We start from the raw sequence: 15,100 nt of genomic DNA, 5'->3' as shown, positions 1-15,100 counted from the left end.
CCGGCCCGCGCCTCCCGCCCCCTCCACCACCCCAGGAGCACCTGACACATGACCGCCGCGCCCGACCCGACCACCACCCCCGACGACGAGGCGGCCACCGCCGCGCGCGAGGCGTCGGAGCAGAAGCAGGTGCGGCTCGACAAGCGTGCCCGCCTGCTCGAGGCCGGCGTCGAGGCGTACCCGGTCGGCGTGCCGATCACCGACACGATCGGTGCGGTCCGCGCCCGGTACGCCGAGCTCGAGACCGACAGCCGCTCGGGTGACGTCGTCGGGCTGGCCGGTCGCGTCGTGCACGCCCGCAACACGGGCAAGCTCTGCTTCGCCGCGCTCCAGGCGGGCGACGGCAGCCGCATCCAGGCCATGGTCTCGCTCGCCGAGGTCGGCGAGCAGCGCCTCGCCGACTGGAAAGAGCTCGTCGACCTGGGCGACCACGTCTTCGTGAAGGGCGAGGTCATCTCGTCCCGTCGCGGCGAGCTGTCGATCATGGTCGGCGAGTGGTCGATCGCGGCCAAGGCGATCCTGCCGCTGCCGAACCTGCACTCCGAGCTCAGCGAGGAGACGCGCGTGCGTCAGCGCTACCTCGACCTGATCGTGCGCGACCAGGCCCGCGCCACCGTCCGCGCCCGGGCCGCCGCGGTCTCGTCGCTGCGCCGCACCTTCGACTCGTACGAGTACCTCGAGGTCGAGACGCCCATGCTGCAGACCATGCACGGCGGCGCCGCGGCCCGACCGTTCCAGACGCACAGCAATGCCTTCGACACCGAGCTGTACCTGCGCATCGCGCCCGAGCTGTTCCTCAAGAGGGCCGTCGTCGGTGGCATCGACCGCGTCTTCGAGATCAACCGCAACTTCCGCAACGAGGGCGCCGACTCGACGCACTCGCCCGAGTTCGCGATGGTCGAGGCGTACCAGGCCTACGGCGACTACGACCAGATGGCCCGCCTCACGCAAGAGCTCGTGCAGAACGCCGCCATGGCCGTCTCCGGCTCGCACCTCGTCACCCTCGCCGACGGCACCGAGTACGACCTCGGCGGCGAGTGGGCCCGCGTGCCGATGTACGAGTCGCTCAGCGAGGCCGCCGGAGTCGAGATCACCCCGTCGACCACCGTCGCCGACCTGCAGGCGCTCGCCGCCACCGTCGACCTGGTCGTGCCGCACGAGACCCACGGCAAGCTCGTCGAAGAGCTCTGGGAGCACTTCGTCAAGCCGTCGCTCGACCGCCCGACCTTCGTGGTCGACTTCCCGGTCGACACGAGCCCTCTCGTCCGCCAGCACCGCTCGAAGCCCGGCGTCGTCGAGAAGTGGGACCTCTACGTCCGCGGCTTCGAGCTCGCCACCGCGTACTCCGAGCTGGTCGACCCCGTGATCCAGCGCGAGCGCTTCGTCGAGCAGGCCGCTCTCTCGGCCCGCGGCGACGCCGAGGCCATGCGCCTCGACGACGACTTCCTCACCGCGCTCGAGCACGGCATGCCGCCGAGCGGCGGCATGGGCATGGGCATCGACCGCCTCCTGATGGCGATCACGGGCCTCGGCATCCGCGAGACGATCCTCTTCCCGCTGGTCAAGTAGCGCCCGCGCCCGCGCCCGCGTTCGCGCGGGGGTGCGGACGCTCGCGCGTCGGGTGCAGGAGGCGCGGTGCCGGTCGGGCACCGCGCCTCCGTCGTCTCGGCGTCGAGAGGTGCACGTGGTTTTCCCCGGGAGGGCGACGTACCCTGGTCGGGTGCCTGAGTCCCTTGCCGGAGCCATCGTCTTCTCCGTGACGCCCACCATCCTCGTGGGCCTCATCTTCTGGTTCATCGTCCGGGCACTGCTGCGCTCCGACCGCACCGAGCGGGCCGCCTACGCCAAGGTCGAGGCCGAAGAGCGCGCCCGGGCAGAGGCGGAAGAGCGCGCCGAGTCGCGTGAGCTGTCCGGCCGCGCCGGCGCTACCGGCACCTCTGGCCTGTCCGACCGGTCGGACCTGTCCGACCGCTCGGGCCGCCGCACGGTCTAGTCCGGCCTCTCCCGCCACCGGGTGGGTCGCCGAGGGGTGCGCCCGTGACGGGTGCGCCCGTGACGGGCGCGCCGGTGACGCGGGCGTCCTCAGGTCACGGCACCGCGCCTCCTGGGCTCGCGGTGCCGTTCGTCGTACCCCGACAGATCGGCCGCCGAGTTTCCGGTGAGCGACCTGGGAATGTGTACCCCCGGCGTGATAGCGACCGCCTATACCCGTTCCGGGCTGCTGTCAAACGTCGTTCGCCTTCGTACCCCGTCGGCGTCGAAACTCTGGACGTGCGCTCGGAGTAGTCCCGTCAGGGCCTGCACCAGCTTTTTTCCGCACGCCCCCGCACGCCAGACTCGAAGTACGCCGACGAGCTTCACGAACTAATCGACGCGACACCAGGTCAGTACTCGAGCAGGGAGAGAACGATGACGACCACTTCCGTCACCACGCGCAACACCACCACAGCCACCGACGACACCGAGGTCGAGGTCCTGTCGCAGGTCCGAGGGGCCTCCACCGACCAGGTCGGCGACTACCTCCGCCACATCGGCCGCATGCCGTTGCTCGACGCAGCGGAAGAGACCGAGATCGCCCGCCGCATCGAGGTCGGCCTGTTCGCCGGCGAGAAGCTCAAAGAGCTGCAGGCGGCCGACGCGGTCAAGAAGAACCGCACCAAGGCCCACGCCGAGATGCTCCGCGACCTCCGCTGGCTGCAGCACGACGGCGAGCGTGCGAAGGACCGCATGATCACCGCGAACCTCCGCCTCGTCGTCAGCATCGCCAAGCGCTACACGCAGCGCGGCCTGCCCTTCATGGACGTCATCCAGGAGGGCAACCTCGGCCTCGTCCGTGCCGTCGAGAAGTTCGACTACACGCAGGGCTACAAGTTCTCGACCTACGCCACGTGGTGGATCCGTCAGGCCATCGCCCGCGGCCTCGCCGACAAGGCGCGCGCCATCCGCATCCCGGTGCACACGGTCGAGCGCATCAACCGCATCTCGCGGGCCGAGCGTGACCTGACCGTCGACCTGGGCCGTGCGCCCACCGTCGACGAGGTGGCCGAAGAGGTCGCCATGGACGTCGCCGACCTCATCGAGCTGAAGTCCCGTTCGCACGAGCCGGTGTCGATCCACACCGTCGTCGGCGATGCCGAAGACAGCGAACTGGGTGACTTCATCGAGGACGAAGAGACCCCGTCGCCCACGCAGGCCACCGAGAGCTCGCTGCTCAACCGCGACATGCACGCCCTCGTGGCGACGCTGCCCGAAGACGAGGCGCGCGTCATCCGCATGCGCTTCGGCCTCGACGACGACCAGCCGATGACCCTCGACGAGATCTCGAAGCGCGTCCACTCGTCGCGCCAGGCCGTCTCGCGCGTCGAGAGCCGTGCCCGCCTCCGCATGTTCGCGAAGGCCGTCAGCCAGGACCTCCAGCTCTACCTGCAGTAGGTCGCAGGCCGCACCACGTCAGGGCCGTCGCCCGGGTCACCCCGGGCGGCGGCCCTTCGTCGTGCCCGGGGGTCGCGTCGTGACTCGTGCCGTGCCGTGGTGTCCCGCACCGATCCTCCTCGGAGCCGCGAGTGGGCAGAAGATGCTCTTCGGGGTTCCCCGAGCAGCATCTTCTGCCCACTCGTCGCCGATCGGTCTCGTCAGCCGGAGGCCACTTCCGCCGAGTGGGCAGATCTTGCCCTTCGCGGGGTCGGGAGCAGCATCTTCTGCCCGTTCGGGCCGTGCGGCGTCTGGTCCCCAGAGGCGACGCGTTCGCACGGATCCCGAAGCGACGACATCAGGAGGTGCGGGTCGCGTTCCGGCGGGCACTCTCGACGAGTGCCGCGCATCGTCGTCCCCCTCCCGCTCGCCGATCGCCCCTTCGCCGTCGACGAGGCCCACCGTGCCGGTCTCGGCATCGGGCGACTCCGAGGGCCGGATCTCGCGGCCCCGCACCGCGGTGTGCGGTACGTCGTCGACGGGCACCCCGATCCCGACGACGTCCCGCGCGACATCGCGGTCAGGGCCCGCGACGTGCTGCCCGTCATGCTCGACGACTGGCGGTTCACCCGCGTGACGGCTCTGGGCCTGTGGGGTCTTCCCGTGCCGTGGTGGGTCCGCGACGGCAGAGAACCACTCCACGTCACCTCGATCGAGGGGCGTGGCCCGCGACGGCCTGGTGTCGCCACGCATCGGGCAGGGGCGGCCGCCTCCCGGGCCGACCCGACGGACCGTCGTGCAGGACTCGGTCCGTCCGACCGGCCCCCGATGTCGCGGGTCGACGGTCTGCCGGTCGACGAGCCGGTCACGGCGTGGGTGGAGTGCGGTTCGCTGCTGTCGCTCACCGACCTCGTCCGGGCCGGAGATGCGTTGGCCGGCTGCTGGTCCCCCCACGTGGCTGCTCGGGAACGACCGGTCGCGCAACTCGAGCGTGCGCTCCACGATGCCCGGGGTCGGCGTGGCGTCGCCCGTGTCCGAGAGGCCTTCGCACTCGTCCGACCCGGGGTCGAGTCGCCGAAGGAGACCGAGCTCCGCCTGCTCCTGACCCGGGCCGGGCTCCCGGAGCCCGAGATCAACGTGCGCACGTACGACGACCGTGGGCGCTACCTCGGCAAGCCGGACCTTCGGTACGCGTGGTGCGGGGTGGCCGTCGAGTACGAGGGTGACGAGCACCGCCGCGACCCCGGGCGCTTCCGACAGGACATCCTGCGCCGGGAGAGGTTCGCCGACGCCGGTTGGCGCACCGTCCGGTGCACGGACGACGATCTCCGCGGCCGCCGGGCCGACGAACTCGTCGCCCGCGTGCGTCGCCTGCTGTCGTGACTCGGCCGAGTGGGCAGAAGATGCGCTTCGTTTCCGTCCGAAGAGCATCTTCTGCCCACTCGACCGGCGGGGGACCGAGAGAAACGACCGTCGACAGGGGAGGCGCGGGGAGGTACCGTGGGCGGACCAGGGCCACGAGGTGGCCGGGCCACGAGACACTCCACGAGAGGGGTGATGAGCATGACTGCCGTCAACGCATGCCACGCGTACCCCACTCACCCCGAGACCCTCCGCCCGTAGCGACAGCCGCGCGACGCTCGTCGCGCCCGCCGGGCCGGTCTCACGCCTCCCCTGGAGCACCGCTTGTCCTTCTCCGACGATTTCGTCGTCCCCACCTTCTCCACCGTCGACCCCGACTCCGACGCCGACCAGCGCTGGTCCACCTGGCCGGCCGCCACCCCCACCGAACGCGGGCCCCGGCCCTGGCCCGCCTGGGTCGTGACCTCCGCGGCCGCGATCGACACCGAGCTCGGCGTCGTCAAGACCGGCAAGGAGGCCGACGTCCACCTGATCGACCGAGCCGTGCCGACGGACGTCGTGCTGGGCGCCGGTGACGGAGCCCGCGCCTCCTTGCTGGCCGCGAAGCGGTACCGCGGGCCCGAGCAGAGCGACTTCCACCGTTCGTCGGAGTACCGGGAGGGCCGACGGGTCCGCAACACCCGCGACGGCCGGGCGATGGCTCGCGGCTCGGCGCACGGTCGCCGCGTGCAGGCCGGGCTCTGGGCCGCGGCCGAGTTCGACGCGCTCTGCCGCTTGCACTCCCTCGGCGTCGCCGTGCCGTATCCGGTGCAGATCAGCGGCACCGAGATCCTGATGGAGTTCGTCGGGCACGGCGCCGAGGCCGCCCCACGCCTCGCCCAGATCAAGGACGACGGTGCCATGCTGTGGCCGCTGTTCGAGCAGGTGCACGAGATCGTGATCGGCTTCGCCCGGGCCGGCTTCGCGCACGGGGACCTCTCGCCGTACAACCTGCTCGTGCACGACGGGCGCGTGGTCGCCATCGACGTGCCCCAGCTGGTCGACGTCGCGAGCAACCCGACCGGCGTCGAGCTGCTCGAACGCGACTGCCGCAACGTCTGCGCCTGGTTCGCCCGACGCGGGTTCGTCCGCGACCCCGAGCAGGTCTTCGCCGAGGCGCTGGGCGAGGTCTACTAGGCCGGGGCCGCGCCGGGCTGGACGGCCGAGCCGGGGCCGGGTCCGGGCGGGGGCAGCGTGGGCGTGTTCGTGGGACTCGGGCGCCCACGACCGCCCGCCGTGGCCGAACCCGCCCGCGTTCGTGACGACTGCCCCGGGCCGCACGACGTCGGCAGAGTGCAGGAGGCGCGGCGCGCGATCACCGCGCACCGCGCCTCCTGAAGGCCGGCGCGTCGGCGCCCGGGGCTGATCCCCCTGGGAGGCGGCCGCGTCAGTGCAGGGGGCTGATGCCGGTGACGGCGGTGTCGTCGTCGTGCGCGACGCCGGCGAGGCCGCCGGCGCGTTCGGCTCGCTCGCGGAAGCGGGCCCGGACGTCGGTGGGGACGAGCTCGAGCAGTTGATCCTCACGCAACGGCAGGTCGAGCAGGCTGAGCTTCAGGCGGCCCTTGCGACCGTGTCGGTCGGCGTCGAGCCGGATGACCTGGCCGGCGTCGCGCCGCAGCACGAGCCTGATGACGCAGCCCTCGCTGACGTCGGCGACCACGCGCCCGTCGACCTCGAGCGCGGCCGAGTGCGTGCCGTCGCCGATCTCGAAGCGCAACTTCTCTCGCGGGCCGAGGACGACCGAGCGGTCGATGCCCGACATCGGCGCCACCGGGGTGACCACGACGGCCGCGATCGCGGGGGACAGGATCGGCCCGCCCGCGGCGTAGTTGTAGGCGGTCGACCCGGCAGGAGTCGCCGCGACGATCGCGTCGGCCTTGTAGTAGCCGTAGGGCGTCTCGTCGAGCACGAGGTCGGCCGAGACGACGCCCTCGCCCGGACGGCGGGCCACCGAGACGTCGTTGAAGGCCAGGTAGGTGTTCTCGAAGCCGGATGCCGAGTGCGTGACCTCGAGGGCGTGGTGCGCCTCGAGCGAGAACTGCTTCTGGCCGACGCGGTCGAGCGCCTCGGGCAGTTCGTGCGGCTCGACCTCGACCAGGAACCCCACGTTGCCGTAGTTGACCCCGAGCACGGGCACGGGACGTTCGGCGACGAGCCGCATCGCGCCCAACATCGTGCCGTCGCCGCCGAGGGCCACCACGACGGTGACGCGCTCGCGGAAGGTGCGCTCGTCGACCAGCTCGACGCCGTCGCCGACCCGTGCCGCGTCGGAGGTCATGGCGACGAGGTGCGCCTGTGAGCGGGTCGTCCAGCCGCGGATGATCTCGACGCTGTCGAGCACCGACTTCGTGGGGTGCGGAACGAGGCCGACCGTGAACTTGCCCATGGACGCGAGGCTAGCCGCCACCCCTGTCAGCGCGCCCCGTCAGCCCGCCTGCGCACTGCTCTATGCCCCCAGCGAACAGGGGCAGATTAAGCCGCGGGGCCTGGTTACTCTCTCTGTAAACCGGTGCCGAACCCTGCGGGCGCCAGATGCACATTCGGTGGCGACAACCACCCCGCCACCTAGGGAGCAAAGAAGATGTTCGAGAGATTCACCGACCGTGCCCGTCGCGTCGTCGTCCTCGCCCAAGAAGAGGCGAAGATGCTGAACCACAACTACATCGGCACCGAGCACATCCTGCTCGGTCTGATCCACGAGGGCGAAGGCGTCGCCGCCAAGGCCCTCGAGTCGCTGGGCATCTCGCTCGACGCCGTGCGCGAGCAGGTGCAAGACATCATCGGCCAGGGCCAGCAGCAGCCGACCGGCCACATCCCCTTCACGCCTCGTGCGAAGAAGGTCCTCGAGCTGAGCCTGCGCGAGGCGCTGCAGCTCGGCCACAACTACATCGGCACCGAGCACATCCTGCTCGGCCTCATCCGCGAGGGTGAAGGAGTCGCCGCCCAGGTGCTCGTGAAGCTCGGCGCCGACCTCAACCGGGTCCGCCAGCAGGTCATCCAGCTCCTCTCCGGCTACCAGGGGAAAGAGGCGGTGGCCGTGGGCGGCGAACAGACCCAGGGCGCGCAGGGCGGCAGCCAGGTGCTCGACCAGTTCGGTCGCAACCTGACGCAGGCCGCGCGCGACAACAAGCTCGACCCGGTCATCGGGCGCGAGAAAGAGATGGAGCGGGTCATGCAGATCCTCTCCCGTCGCTCGAAGAACAACCCCGTGCTGATCGGTGAGCCCGGCGTCGGCAAGACCGCCGTCGTCGAGGGCCTGGCCCAGGCGATCGTCAAGGGCGAGGTGCCCGAGACGCTGAAGGACAAGCAGCTCTACTCGCTCGACCTCGGCTCGCTCATCGCTGGCAGCCGCTACCGCGGTGACTTCGAGGAGCGCCTGAAGAAGGTCACCAAAGAGATCCGCACGCGCGGCGACATCATCGTCTTCATCGACGAGATCCACACCCTCGTGGGTGCGGGTGCCGCCGAGGGCGCCATCGACGCCGCGTCGATCCTCAAGCCGCTGCTCGCCCGTGGTGAGCTGCAGACGATCGGTGCGACCACGCTCGACGAGTACCGCAAGCACTTCGAGAAGGACGCCGCCCTCGAGCGCCGCTTCCAGCCCGTCCAGGTCAACGAGCCCTCGCTGCCCCACGCGATCAACATCCTCAAGGGGCTGCGCGACAAGTACGAGGCCTTCCACAAGGTCTCCATCACCGACGGCGCCATCGTCGCGGCGGCGAACCTCGCCGACCGCTACGTCAGCGACCGCTTCCTGCCCGACAAGGCCATCGACCTGATCGACGAGGCCGGCGCCCGCCTGCGTCTGTCGATCCTGTCCGCACCGCCCGAGCTGCGCGAGTTCGACGAGCGCATCGCCGGCGTCCGCGGCCAGAAAGAGGGCGCGATCGAGGACCAGGACTTCGAGAAGGCCGCCTCGCTGCGCGACGAAGAGAAGAAGCTGCTCGGTGAGCGCCTCCGTCTCGAGAAGACGTGGCGTTCGGGCGAGGCCGGAGCCGGCGGAACCGTCGACGAGGGCATCATCGCCGAGGTCCTGGCCCAGGCCACGGGCATCCCGGTCTTCAAGCTCACCGAAGAAGAGACCTCGCGTCTCGTCTTCATGGAGAAGGCTCTGCACCAGCGCGTCATCGGACAAGAGCAGGCCATCGCGGCCCTCTCGAAGACCATCCGCCGCACGCGTGCCGGCCTGAAGGACCCCAAGCGTCCCTCCGGTTCGTTCATCTTCGCCGGGCCCACGGGCGTCGGCAAGACCGAGCTGGCCAAGGCGCTCGCCGAGTTCCTGTTCGACGACGAGGGCGCGCTGATCTCGCTCGACATGTCCGAGTACGGCGAGAAGCACACCGTCTCGCGTCTGTTCGGTGCCCCTCCCGGGTTCGTCGGCTTCGAAGAGGGCGGGCAGCTGACCGAGAAGGTCCGCCGCAAGCCGTTCTCCGTGGTGCTGTTCGACGAGATCGAGAAGGCCCACCCCGACATCTTCAACTCGCTGTTGCAGGTGCTCGAAGAGGGTCGTCTCACCGACGGTCAAGGTCGTGTCGTCGACTTCAAGAACACGGTCATCATCATGACGACCAACCTCGGCACGAAGGACATCACCGGCGGCCCCGTCGGCTTCCAGATCGAGGGCGACACGGCGACCTCCTACGAGCGCATGCGTTCGAAGGTCACCGAAGAGCTCAAGAAGCACTTCAAGCCCGAGTTCCTGAACCGCGTCGACGAGACGATCGTGTTCCCGCAGCTCAACCAAGAAGAGCTGCTGCAGATCGTCGACCTGTTCATCAAGCGCCTGTCCGACCGTCTGCTCGACCGCGACATGACGGCCGTCCTCTCGCAGTCCGCAAAAGAGCGGCTCATCGAGATCGGGTTCGACCCGTCGCTCGGTGCCCGGCCGCTGCGTCGTGCCATCCAGCACGAGGTCGAGGACCGTCTCTCCGAGCGCATCCTGCAGGGTGAACTCAACGCGGGCGACCACGTCCAGGTCGACTTCGTCGACGGAGAGTTCACCTTCGCCACCTCGCGTCAGCCGGGTCGCGAAGAGGTCCTCGTGGGCGACGCCCCCGAGATCGAGAGCTAGGCGCGACACCAGCACGACGGCAACACCGGCACGACAGCAACACCGAAGGAGGCGCGGGTCGCCTTCGACGCCCGGGGCGGTCTTCCACGACGGAGGCCGCCCTTCGGCGTACCCGGGGCCGGGTCGCGAACGCGTCGCTAGGCTGGGCGGCGGCCCGCGCCTCCTCGGGTCGTGGTCTTCGAGGGAGTCCCATGTCAGACGCGGCAGACGCGCCCACCGGTGTCGACGGTCCCGGCGGTGCCGACCAGCTCGGCGGGGCCGACCGACACGGCATCACGGTGCGGAACGCGGTCGTCAGCGACGTGCCGCACATCCAGCGGCTGTGCGAGCCGTTCGTGCAGAAGCGCATCCTGCTCGGCAAGGACCTCGTGACGCTGTACGGCGACGTCCAGGAGTTCCAAATCGCGGTCGGGCCCGACGGGGTGCCGATCGGTTGCGGTGCGCTGCACGTCATGTGGGACGACCTGGCCGAGGTGCGCACGCTCGCCCTCGACGCCGCATGGATCCGCAAGGGGGTCGGCCACCGCCTCCTCGAGTCGCTCGAAGGGGCGGCCCGTCGGCTCGAGATCGGCCGACTGTTCTGCCTGACGTTCGAGGTGGACTTCTTCGAGAAGCACGGCTACCTCAACGTGGGCGACGAGGGTCTCGTGCCGCCGGACGTCTACGGCGAGCTCGTGCGCTCGACCGACGAGGGTGTGGCGGAGTTCCTCGACCTGGCCCGGGTCAAGCCGAACACGCTCGGCAACTCGCGGATGCTGAAGGCGCTGCCCGCGTTGTAGTCGTCCGCGCGCGAACTCGCGTTCGCTGCGGCCGGTCGAGTGGTCCCGAATCGTCCCTCGTCGCGCTGGGGAGGACGATTCGGGACCACTCGACCCGCGCCTCCTGGGCTCGGGGGCTTCTCGCTAGCCGAGGGCCTTGAGGAGGTCTTCCGGGTTGGCGGCCATGGTGTGCGGGCCGGCGATGTCGAAGAAGACCTGCTCGATGACGTCGAGGTGGGCCTCGAGGAAGGCGCGCAGCGAGAGCGCGTCGTAGAGCATGACCTGGCGGTTCGGGTCGTCGGGGACCATCGCGGCGTAGGTGTCGTCCGACGAGAAGAGCAGCAGGATGCGCTTGTCGGTGTTCTCGCGACCGAAGACGCGGACCTGGTCGCCTTCGTCGGGGAGGGCTCCGTCGTCGGGGCCGCCGGTCGAGGGTGCGGCGTCGGCGGTGTCGTTCGTGGCGCTCGCGTCGCTCGGCAGGACGAGCTTCGGGACGACGACCACGTCGTGCCGCAGGGCGAAGGCGACGGCGGCGGCGTCCTGGGCGGCGAGGGCCAGCTCGAGCGACTCGGAGCGGAAGGTGCCGTTGCGGTCGTCCGGGTCGACGGGCTCGCGGGGGTCGACGGGCTCGGAGGAGGGGGTGGCTGCGTTCACGGGTGGGTCACTGTCAGTTCAGGATCATCTGGGCGGTGTCGGCGGAGGTGATGTCGCCGACCGAGACGGCGAGGCGGTAGGTCGCGCCGCCGGCGGTGACGGGTTCGCGCGAGGTCGACTCGCAGGTGTCGGCGGAGGAGCGCGTGCGGTCCCAGGCGATGGGGGGAGTGCTGAGGGTCTGACCGGCGGTGAGCGTGACGACCTGGTTGGTGCCGTTGACCTGGCAGTCCTTCGACGACCAGTACTGCTCTTCGCCGCTCGAGATGACGAGGGTCTGCTGGGCCGAGCCGAGGTCGATCGAGCAGTCCGAGCGACCCGAGTTGGTGATCGTCATCGAGATCTGCGGCAGCTCGGTGGCGGCGTAGCTCGTCTTGTCGGTGACGGGCTTCAGCTCGATGCTGCGGGTCGAGCAGGCCGGGGCGTCGGAGGCGCCCTCGGTCGAGGTGTCGGCCGGGTCGGCGGTGGCGTCGGCCGCGGGAGCGGTCTCGGTGGGGGCCGGTTCGCTGGGGGCGGTGTCGGCCGGGGGCGCGGAGGTCGTCGCGGCGGCACCGGGTTCTGCCGAGCCGGACCCGGGGCGGACGACGATCAACACGATGATGACCACGACCGCGATCAGACCGAGCGCGAGCACCGCGCGACGACGCCAGTAGACCGAGGGCGGTTGCGGCCCGACCGGGTTCTTGAACGTCGACATGGGCACAGGTTAAGGGCCGGTCAGGGGGTTGGCCGGGACCACCACGGCGTGTGGGCTGAGAATCCGCGTGGAGCGGGGTGCAGGTGCCTGGTGAGGCCGCCGACCGGGGTGTACCCCGGTGTGGGAGATGTCGGGTGGGGGTGGGTGCTCGGGTCGTCGGGACGTGGGGCCGAGTGGGCAGAAGATGCTCGTCGTGTGCGGGGGAGGAGCATCTTCTGCCCACTCGTGCCCTGGCCTCGTGCGGGTCGGGCCGGCTTGGGCAGCTCTCGTTCCGGAGGCGCGGGTCGAGTGGTCGCGGATCGTCCGCCGGGTGCGTCGGAAGGACGGTTCGGAACCACTCGACGGGCTGGTGCTCGTGTGCGGGCGTGCAGGTGCGGGTGCGGCCGTCGAGTGGGCAGAAGGTGCTCGTCGGGTTGGTGGGAGCAGCAACTTCTGCCCACTCGCACCCGGCGTCGGACGTGCGGGACCGTACGTCCGCCGGCCGGCCCGGGCCCGGCCCGGGGCCCGGGTCAGGAATCACGGGACGCGTCAGCACACCCGAGTCGGCCTCGGGTCACGAGGCGCGGGTCGGGCCGAGAGACGCGGCTGTCCCGGGTAAGGAGGCGCGGGCCGGGCCGGCTCAGAAAGCCCGGTCGAGCTCGCGGTCGCGTTCGGAGCCCGCGGCGCTGAAGGCCCGGCGGAGCGCTTCGCGTAGGTTGCCCGATTCGGCGTCGACGAGCTGGGTGAAGCCGAGGCGTCGTGCTTCGGAGGCGCGTTGTTTGGGGGAGGAGACGGGGCGGATCTCGCCGGCGAGGCTGATCTCGCCGACGGCGGCCATGGTCTGGGGGAAGGGTTTCTCGCGGCTGGCACTGGCGAGGGCGAGGGCGATGGCGAGGTCGGCGCCGGGTTCGGTGATCTTGATGCCGCCGACGGTGCTGACGTAGACGTCGGCGTCGCCGAGGCGGATGCCGGCGCGGCGTTCGAGCACGGCGAGCAGCATGGCGACGCGGGAGGAGTCGACTCCGTTGACGACGCGGCGGGGTTGAGGTGTCGAGCTGGCGACGATGAGTGCCTGGACCTCGACGGGCAGGGCGCGGCGGCCTTCCATGGCGACGGTGATGCAGGTGCCGCTGACGGGGGTGCCGTTGCGCGACATGAAGAGCCCGCTGGGATCGGCGACTTCGGCGATGCCGTCGCCGGTCATCTCGAAGCAGCCGACCTCGTCGGTGGGGCCGAAGCGGTTCTTGTGGGCGCGGATGAAGCGGAGCGCGGTCTGGCGGTCGCCTTCGAACTGGCAGACGACGTCGACGAGGTGTTCGAGCAGGCGGGGGCCGGCGATGGTGCCGTCCTTGGTGACGTGGCCGACGAGCAGGACGGGCAGGTTGCGGTCTTTGCTGACGCGGATGAGGGTCGAGGCGACTTCGCGCACCTGGGAGGTGCCACCCGCGATGCCGTCGATGGTCGAGGACGAGACGGTCTGCACCGAGTCGACGATGACGAGCTGGGGGTCGACCTGGTCGATCTGGCCGAGGATGACCGAGAGGTCGACCTCGGCGGCGAGGAACAGGTTGTCGTGCATGGCGCCGGTGCGCTGGGCGCGGAGGCGGACCTGCGAGGCGCTCTCTTCGGCGGTGACGTAGAGGACGCGGGCGCCGGTGGCGGCGGCGCGGGAGGCGACCTCGAGCAGCAGGGTCGACTTGCCGACGCCGGGTTCGCCGCTGAGCAGGATGGCGGCGCCGGGGACGATGCCTCCGCCGAGGACGCGGTCGAACTCCGCGATGCCACTGGGCCAGTAGGCGACGCTGTTGGCTTCGACCTGGGTGATGGGTCGTGCGACGCGGTCGCCTTCGACGCGGACCGAGGCGGTGCCGCGGGCGCTGACGAGGGCCGAGGTGACGTCGACGACGGTGCCCCACTTCTGGCACTCGCCGCAGCGCCCCGCCCACTTGAGCGACGTCCACCCGCACTCGGTGCAGCGGAACGGGGGAGTGGTGGTGCGAGCCATGCCGTCAGCCTAGGAGGCGCCCCCGACATCGGCGGGGGCGTCCGTCGGGGACGTGGTCGCGCCTCCTGCAGGGTCCGTCGTCGGGGTGTCGCTGCTGGTGCCGGCAGTCGGGGCCGCGGCTGCTGCGGCCGTGTGGGCCGCGACGGCTTCGGCCTCGCGGACCTCGTGGGTGGTGGCGGCTTCGTCGGCGGCGATGCGGGCGAGGCGGGCGGCGATGGCGGGTTCGAAGGCCGAGGCCCAGACGCGGTAGCCGCGGTCGTTGGGGTGGAAGAGATCGCCGGCCGAGTTGCGGTAGGTCCGGAAGAAGCCTTGGCTGCGGGTGGTCTCGTAGAGCGGGGCGACGGTGAGGCCGAACTCGCCGGCGACGCGGCGGACGATGGCGTTGGCCTCGACGAGCTTCTTCTCGCGGTCGGGAATCCACATGGCGGGCAGGTCGCCGACGATGGCGTGCGAGGGCAGGGCGCCGTAGATGACGCGGAGGTTCTTCTCGAACGACTCGGGGTTGAACTGGATGATGTCGTTGGCGCCGATGGCCACGGTGACGACGTCGGGTTCGTACTTCTCGAACTTCGGCAGCTGGTCTTTGCGGCAGAGCCAGGTGGTCGAGCCGCTGACGCTGAGGTTGACGACGCGTAGCGAGGTGTGACTCTGGCGGCGCATGTACGCGGAGAGGCGGCCGACGTAGCTGCGGGCCGGGCTCGAGGCGCCGATGCCCTGGGCGGCGGAGTCGCCCATCGCGACGTAGAGCAGCTTGCCCTTGCGGTCGAAGCGGTCGCGCCACCAGGCGGAGTGGACGGGCAGCAAGGCGTTGAGGTCGGCGGCGGCTGCGTTGCGGCGCTGCATGAAGCGGCTGACGCCGGCGCCGGCGGCGGCCGTGGTGGCGAGGGTGACGCCGACGCCCGAGAGGAAGGCGGTGACGGTGTGGCGTGAGGGCATGGGCCGAGGCTACGCCGGGCTCCGATGCCCGTGCCGGGCGCCCGCGCGCCCTGTGCACAACCCTGAGGAGGCGCGGTGCGGTGGACGAGCAATCCCCCGGTTTCGTCCCTGCCGCCGGATGTACTAAACTCGTCCTCGGTACCGTGTCCGAGCGGCCGAAGGATCATGTCTCGAAAACATGTGTGGGGGTT

At 70.7% G+C, this 15,100-nt stretch carries 12 protein-coding genes; 7 read left to right on the top strand and 5 right to left on the bottom strand.

The annotated features are described in order from the left end of the window. Positions 1-48 precede the first annotated feature (48 nt). The 5 genes from lysS (at position 49) to ASL10_RS02595 (ending at position 5,949) form a co-directional block, all read left to right on the top strand. Positions 49-1,569, top strand: coding sequence for a lysine--tRNA ligase (lysS, locus tag ASL10_RS02615; RefSeq protein WP_056044078.1), 1,521 nt, complete (start codon positions 49-51; stop codon positions 1,567-1,569). A 151-nt stretch (positions 1,570-1,720) separates the two neighbouring features. Then, on the top strand, positions 1,721-1,993 hold the full coding sequence (locus tag ASL10_RS15460) for a hypothetical protein (protein ID WP_082460094.1): 273 nt from the start codon (positions 1,721-1,723) through the stop codon (positions 1,991-1,993). A gap of 416 nt (positions 1,994-2,409) precedes the next feature. Continuing rightward, positions 2,410-3,432 carry a sigma-70 family RNA polymerase sigma factor gene (locus ASL10_RS02605; protein ID WP_056044073.1) on the top strand — a complete coding sequence of 341 codons (1,023 nt, stop codon included), beginning with the start codon at positions 2,410-2,412 and terminating at the stop codon, positions 3,430-3,432. A gap of 378 nt (positions 3,433-3,810) precedes the next feature. Beyond that, positions 3,811-4,794 carry a hypothetical protein gene (locus ASL10_RS02600; protein ID WP_056044070.1) on the top strand — a complete coding sequence of 328 codons (984 nt, stop codon included), beginning with the start codon at positions 3,811-3,813 and terminating at the stop codon, positions 4,792-4,794. Between the two features lie 303 nt (positions 4,795-5,097). Beyond that, the gene (locus ASL10_RS02595) at positions 5,098-5,949 is read left to right on the top strand and encodes a serine protein kinase RIO (protein ID WP_056044068.1); all 852 of its coding nucleotides are present in this window, start codon (positions 5,098-5,100) and stop codon (positions 5,947-5,949) included. A 250-nt stretch (positions 5,950-6,199) separates the two neighbouring features. On the opposite strand, the gene ASL10_RS02590 is transcribed toward ASL10_RS02595, so the two are convergent. After that, positions 6,200-7,198, bottom strand: coding sequence for an NAD(+)/NADH kinase (locus ASL10_RS02590; RefSeq protein ID WP_082460093.1), 999 nt, complete (start codon positions 7,196-7,198; stop codon positions 6,200-6,202). A gap of 195 nt (positions 7,199-7,393) precedes the next feature. Here ASL10_RS02590 and ASL10_RS02585 point away from each other — a divergent pair, with 195 nt between their 5' ends. Continuing rightward, entirely contained in the window at positions 7,394-9,883 is a 2,490-nt protein-coding gene (locus ASL10_RS02585; protein ID WP_043594568.1) for an ATP-dependent Clp protease ATP-binding subunit, read from the top strand. 191 nt (positions 9,884-10,074) lie between these two features. After that, on the top strand, positions 10,075-10,662 hold the full coding sequence (locus ASL10_RS02580; RefSeq protein ID WP_082460092.1) for an amino-acid N-acetyltransferase: 588 nt from the start codon (positions 10,075-10,077) through the stop codon (positions 10,660-10,662). Between the two features lie 123 nt (positions 10,663-10,785). On the opposite strand, the gene ASL10_RS02575 is transcribed toward ASL10_RS02580, so the two are convergent. The 4 genes from ASL10_RS02575 to ASL10_RS02560 all read right to left on the bottom strand — a co-directional run bounded on the left by ASL10_RS02575 (position 10,786) and on the right by ASL10_RS02560 (position 14,909). Next, complete coding sequence (locus ASL10_RS02575) at positions 10,786-11,295, bottom strand: hypothetical protein (protein ID WP_082460091.1); 510 nt, start codon at positions 11,293-11,295, stop codon at positions 10,786-10,788. A gap of 13 nt (positions 11,296-11,308) precedes the next feature. Continuing rightward, positions 11,309-11,989, bottom strand: a complete 681-nt coding sequence (locus tag ASL10_RS02570; RefSeq protein WP_056044066.1) for a hypothetical protein — start codon at positions 11,987-11,989, stop codon at positions 11,309-11,311. A gap of 619 nt (positions 11,990-12,608) precedes the next feature. Beyond that, a complete protein-coding gene (gene radA, locus ASL10_RS02565; protein ID WP_055975569.1) occupies positions 12,609-13,973 on the bottom strand; it encodes a DNA repair protein RadA in 1,365 nt (454 codons plus the stop codon). A gap of 9 nt (positions 13,974-13,982) precedes the next feature. Then, positions 13,983-14,909, bottom strand: a complete 927-nt coding sequence (locus ASL10_RS02560) for an SGNH/GDSL hydrolase family protein (RefSeq protein ID WP_157485202.1) — start codon at positions 14,907-14,909, stop codon at positions 13,983-13,985. Positions 14,910-15,100 lie beyond the last annotated feature (191 nt).

The sequence above is a fragment of the Frigoribacterium sp. Leaf8 genome, assembly GCF_001421165.1.
Taxonomy (GTDB): domain Bacteria; phylum Actinomycetota; class Actinomycetes; order Actinomycetales; family Microbacteriaceae; genus Frigoribacterium.
Note: the sequence above shows the minus strand (reverse complement) of the source record. Positions and strands in the feature narration are given on the sequence as shown.

Bases quoted from the DNA above. Each gene is read 5' to 3' on its own strand.
- lysS (WP_056044078.1), top strand. From the start codon at position 49: ATGACCGCCGCGCCCGACCCGACCACCACCCCCGACGACGAGGCGGCC.
- ASL10_RS02605 (WP_056044073.1), top strand. From the start codon at position 2,410: ATGACGACCACTTCCGTCACCACGCGCAACACCACCACAGCCACCGAC.
- ASL10_RS02590 (WP_082460093.1), bottom strand. From the start codon at position 7,198: ATGGGCAAGTTCACGGTCGGCCTCGTTCCGCACCCCACGAAGTCGGTG.
- ASL10_RS02585 (WP_043594568.1), top strand. From the start codon at position 7,394: ATGTTCGAGAGATTCACCGACCGTGCCCGTCGCGTCGTCGTCCTCGCC.
- ASL10_RS02580 (WP_082460092.1), top strand. From the start codon at position 10,075: ATGTCAGACGCGGCAGACGCGCCCACCGGTGTCGACGGTCCCGGCGGT.
- ASL10_RS02570 (WP_056044066.1), bottom strand. From the start codon at position 11,989: ATGTCGACGTTCAAGAACCCGGTCGGGCCGCAACCGCCCTCGGTCTAC.
- radA (WP_055975569.1), bottom strand. From the start codon at position 13,973: ATGGCTCGCACCACCACTCCCCCGTTCCGCTGCACCGAGTGCGGGTGG.
- ASL10_RS02560 (WP_157485202.1), bottom strand. From the start codon at position 14,909: ATGCCCTCACGCCACACCGTCACCGCCTTCCTCTCGGGCGTCGGCGTC.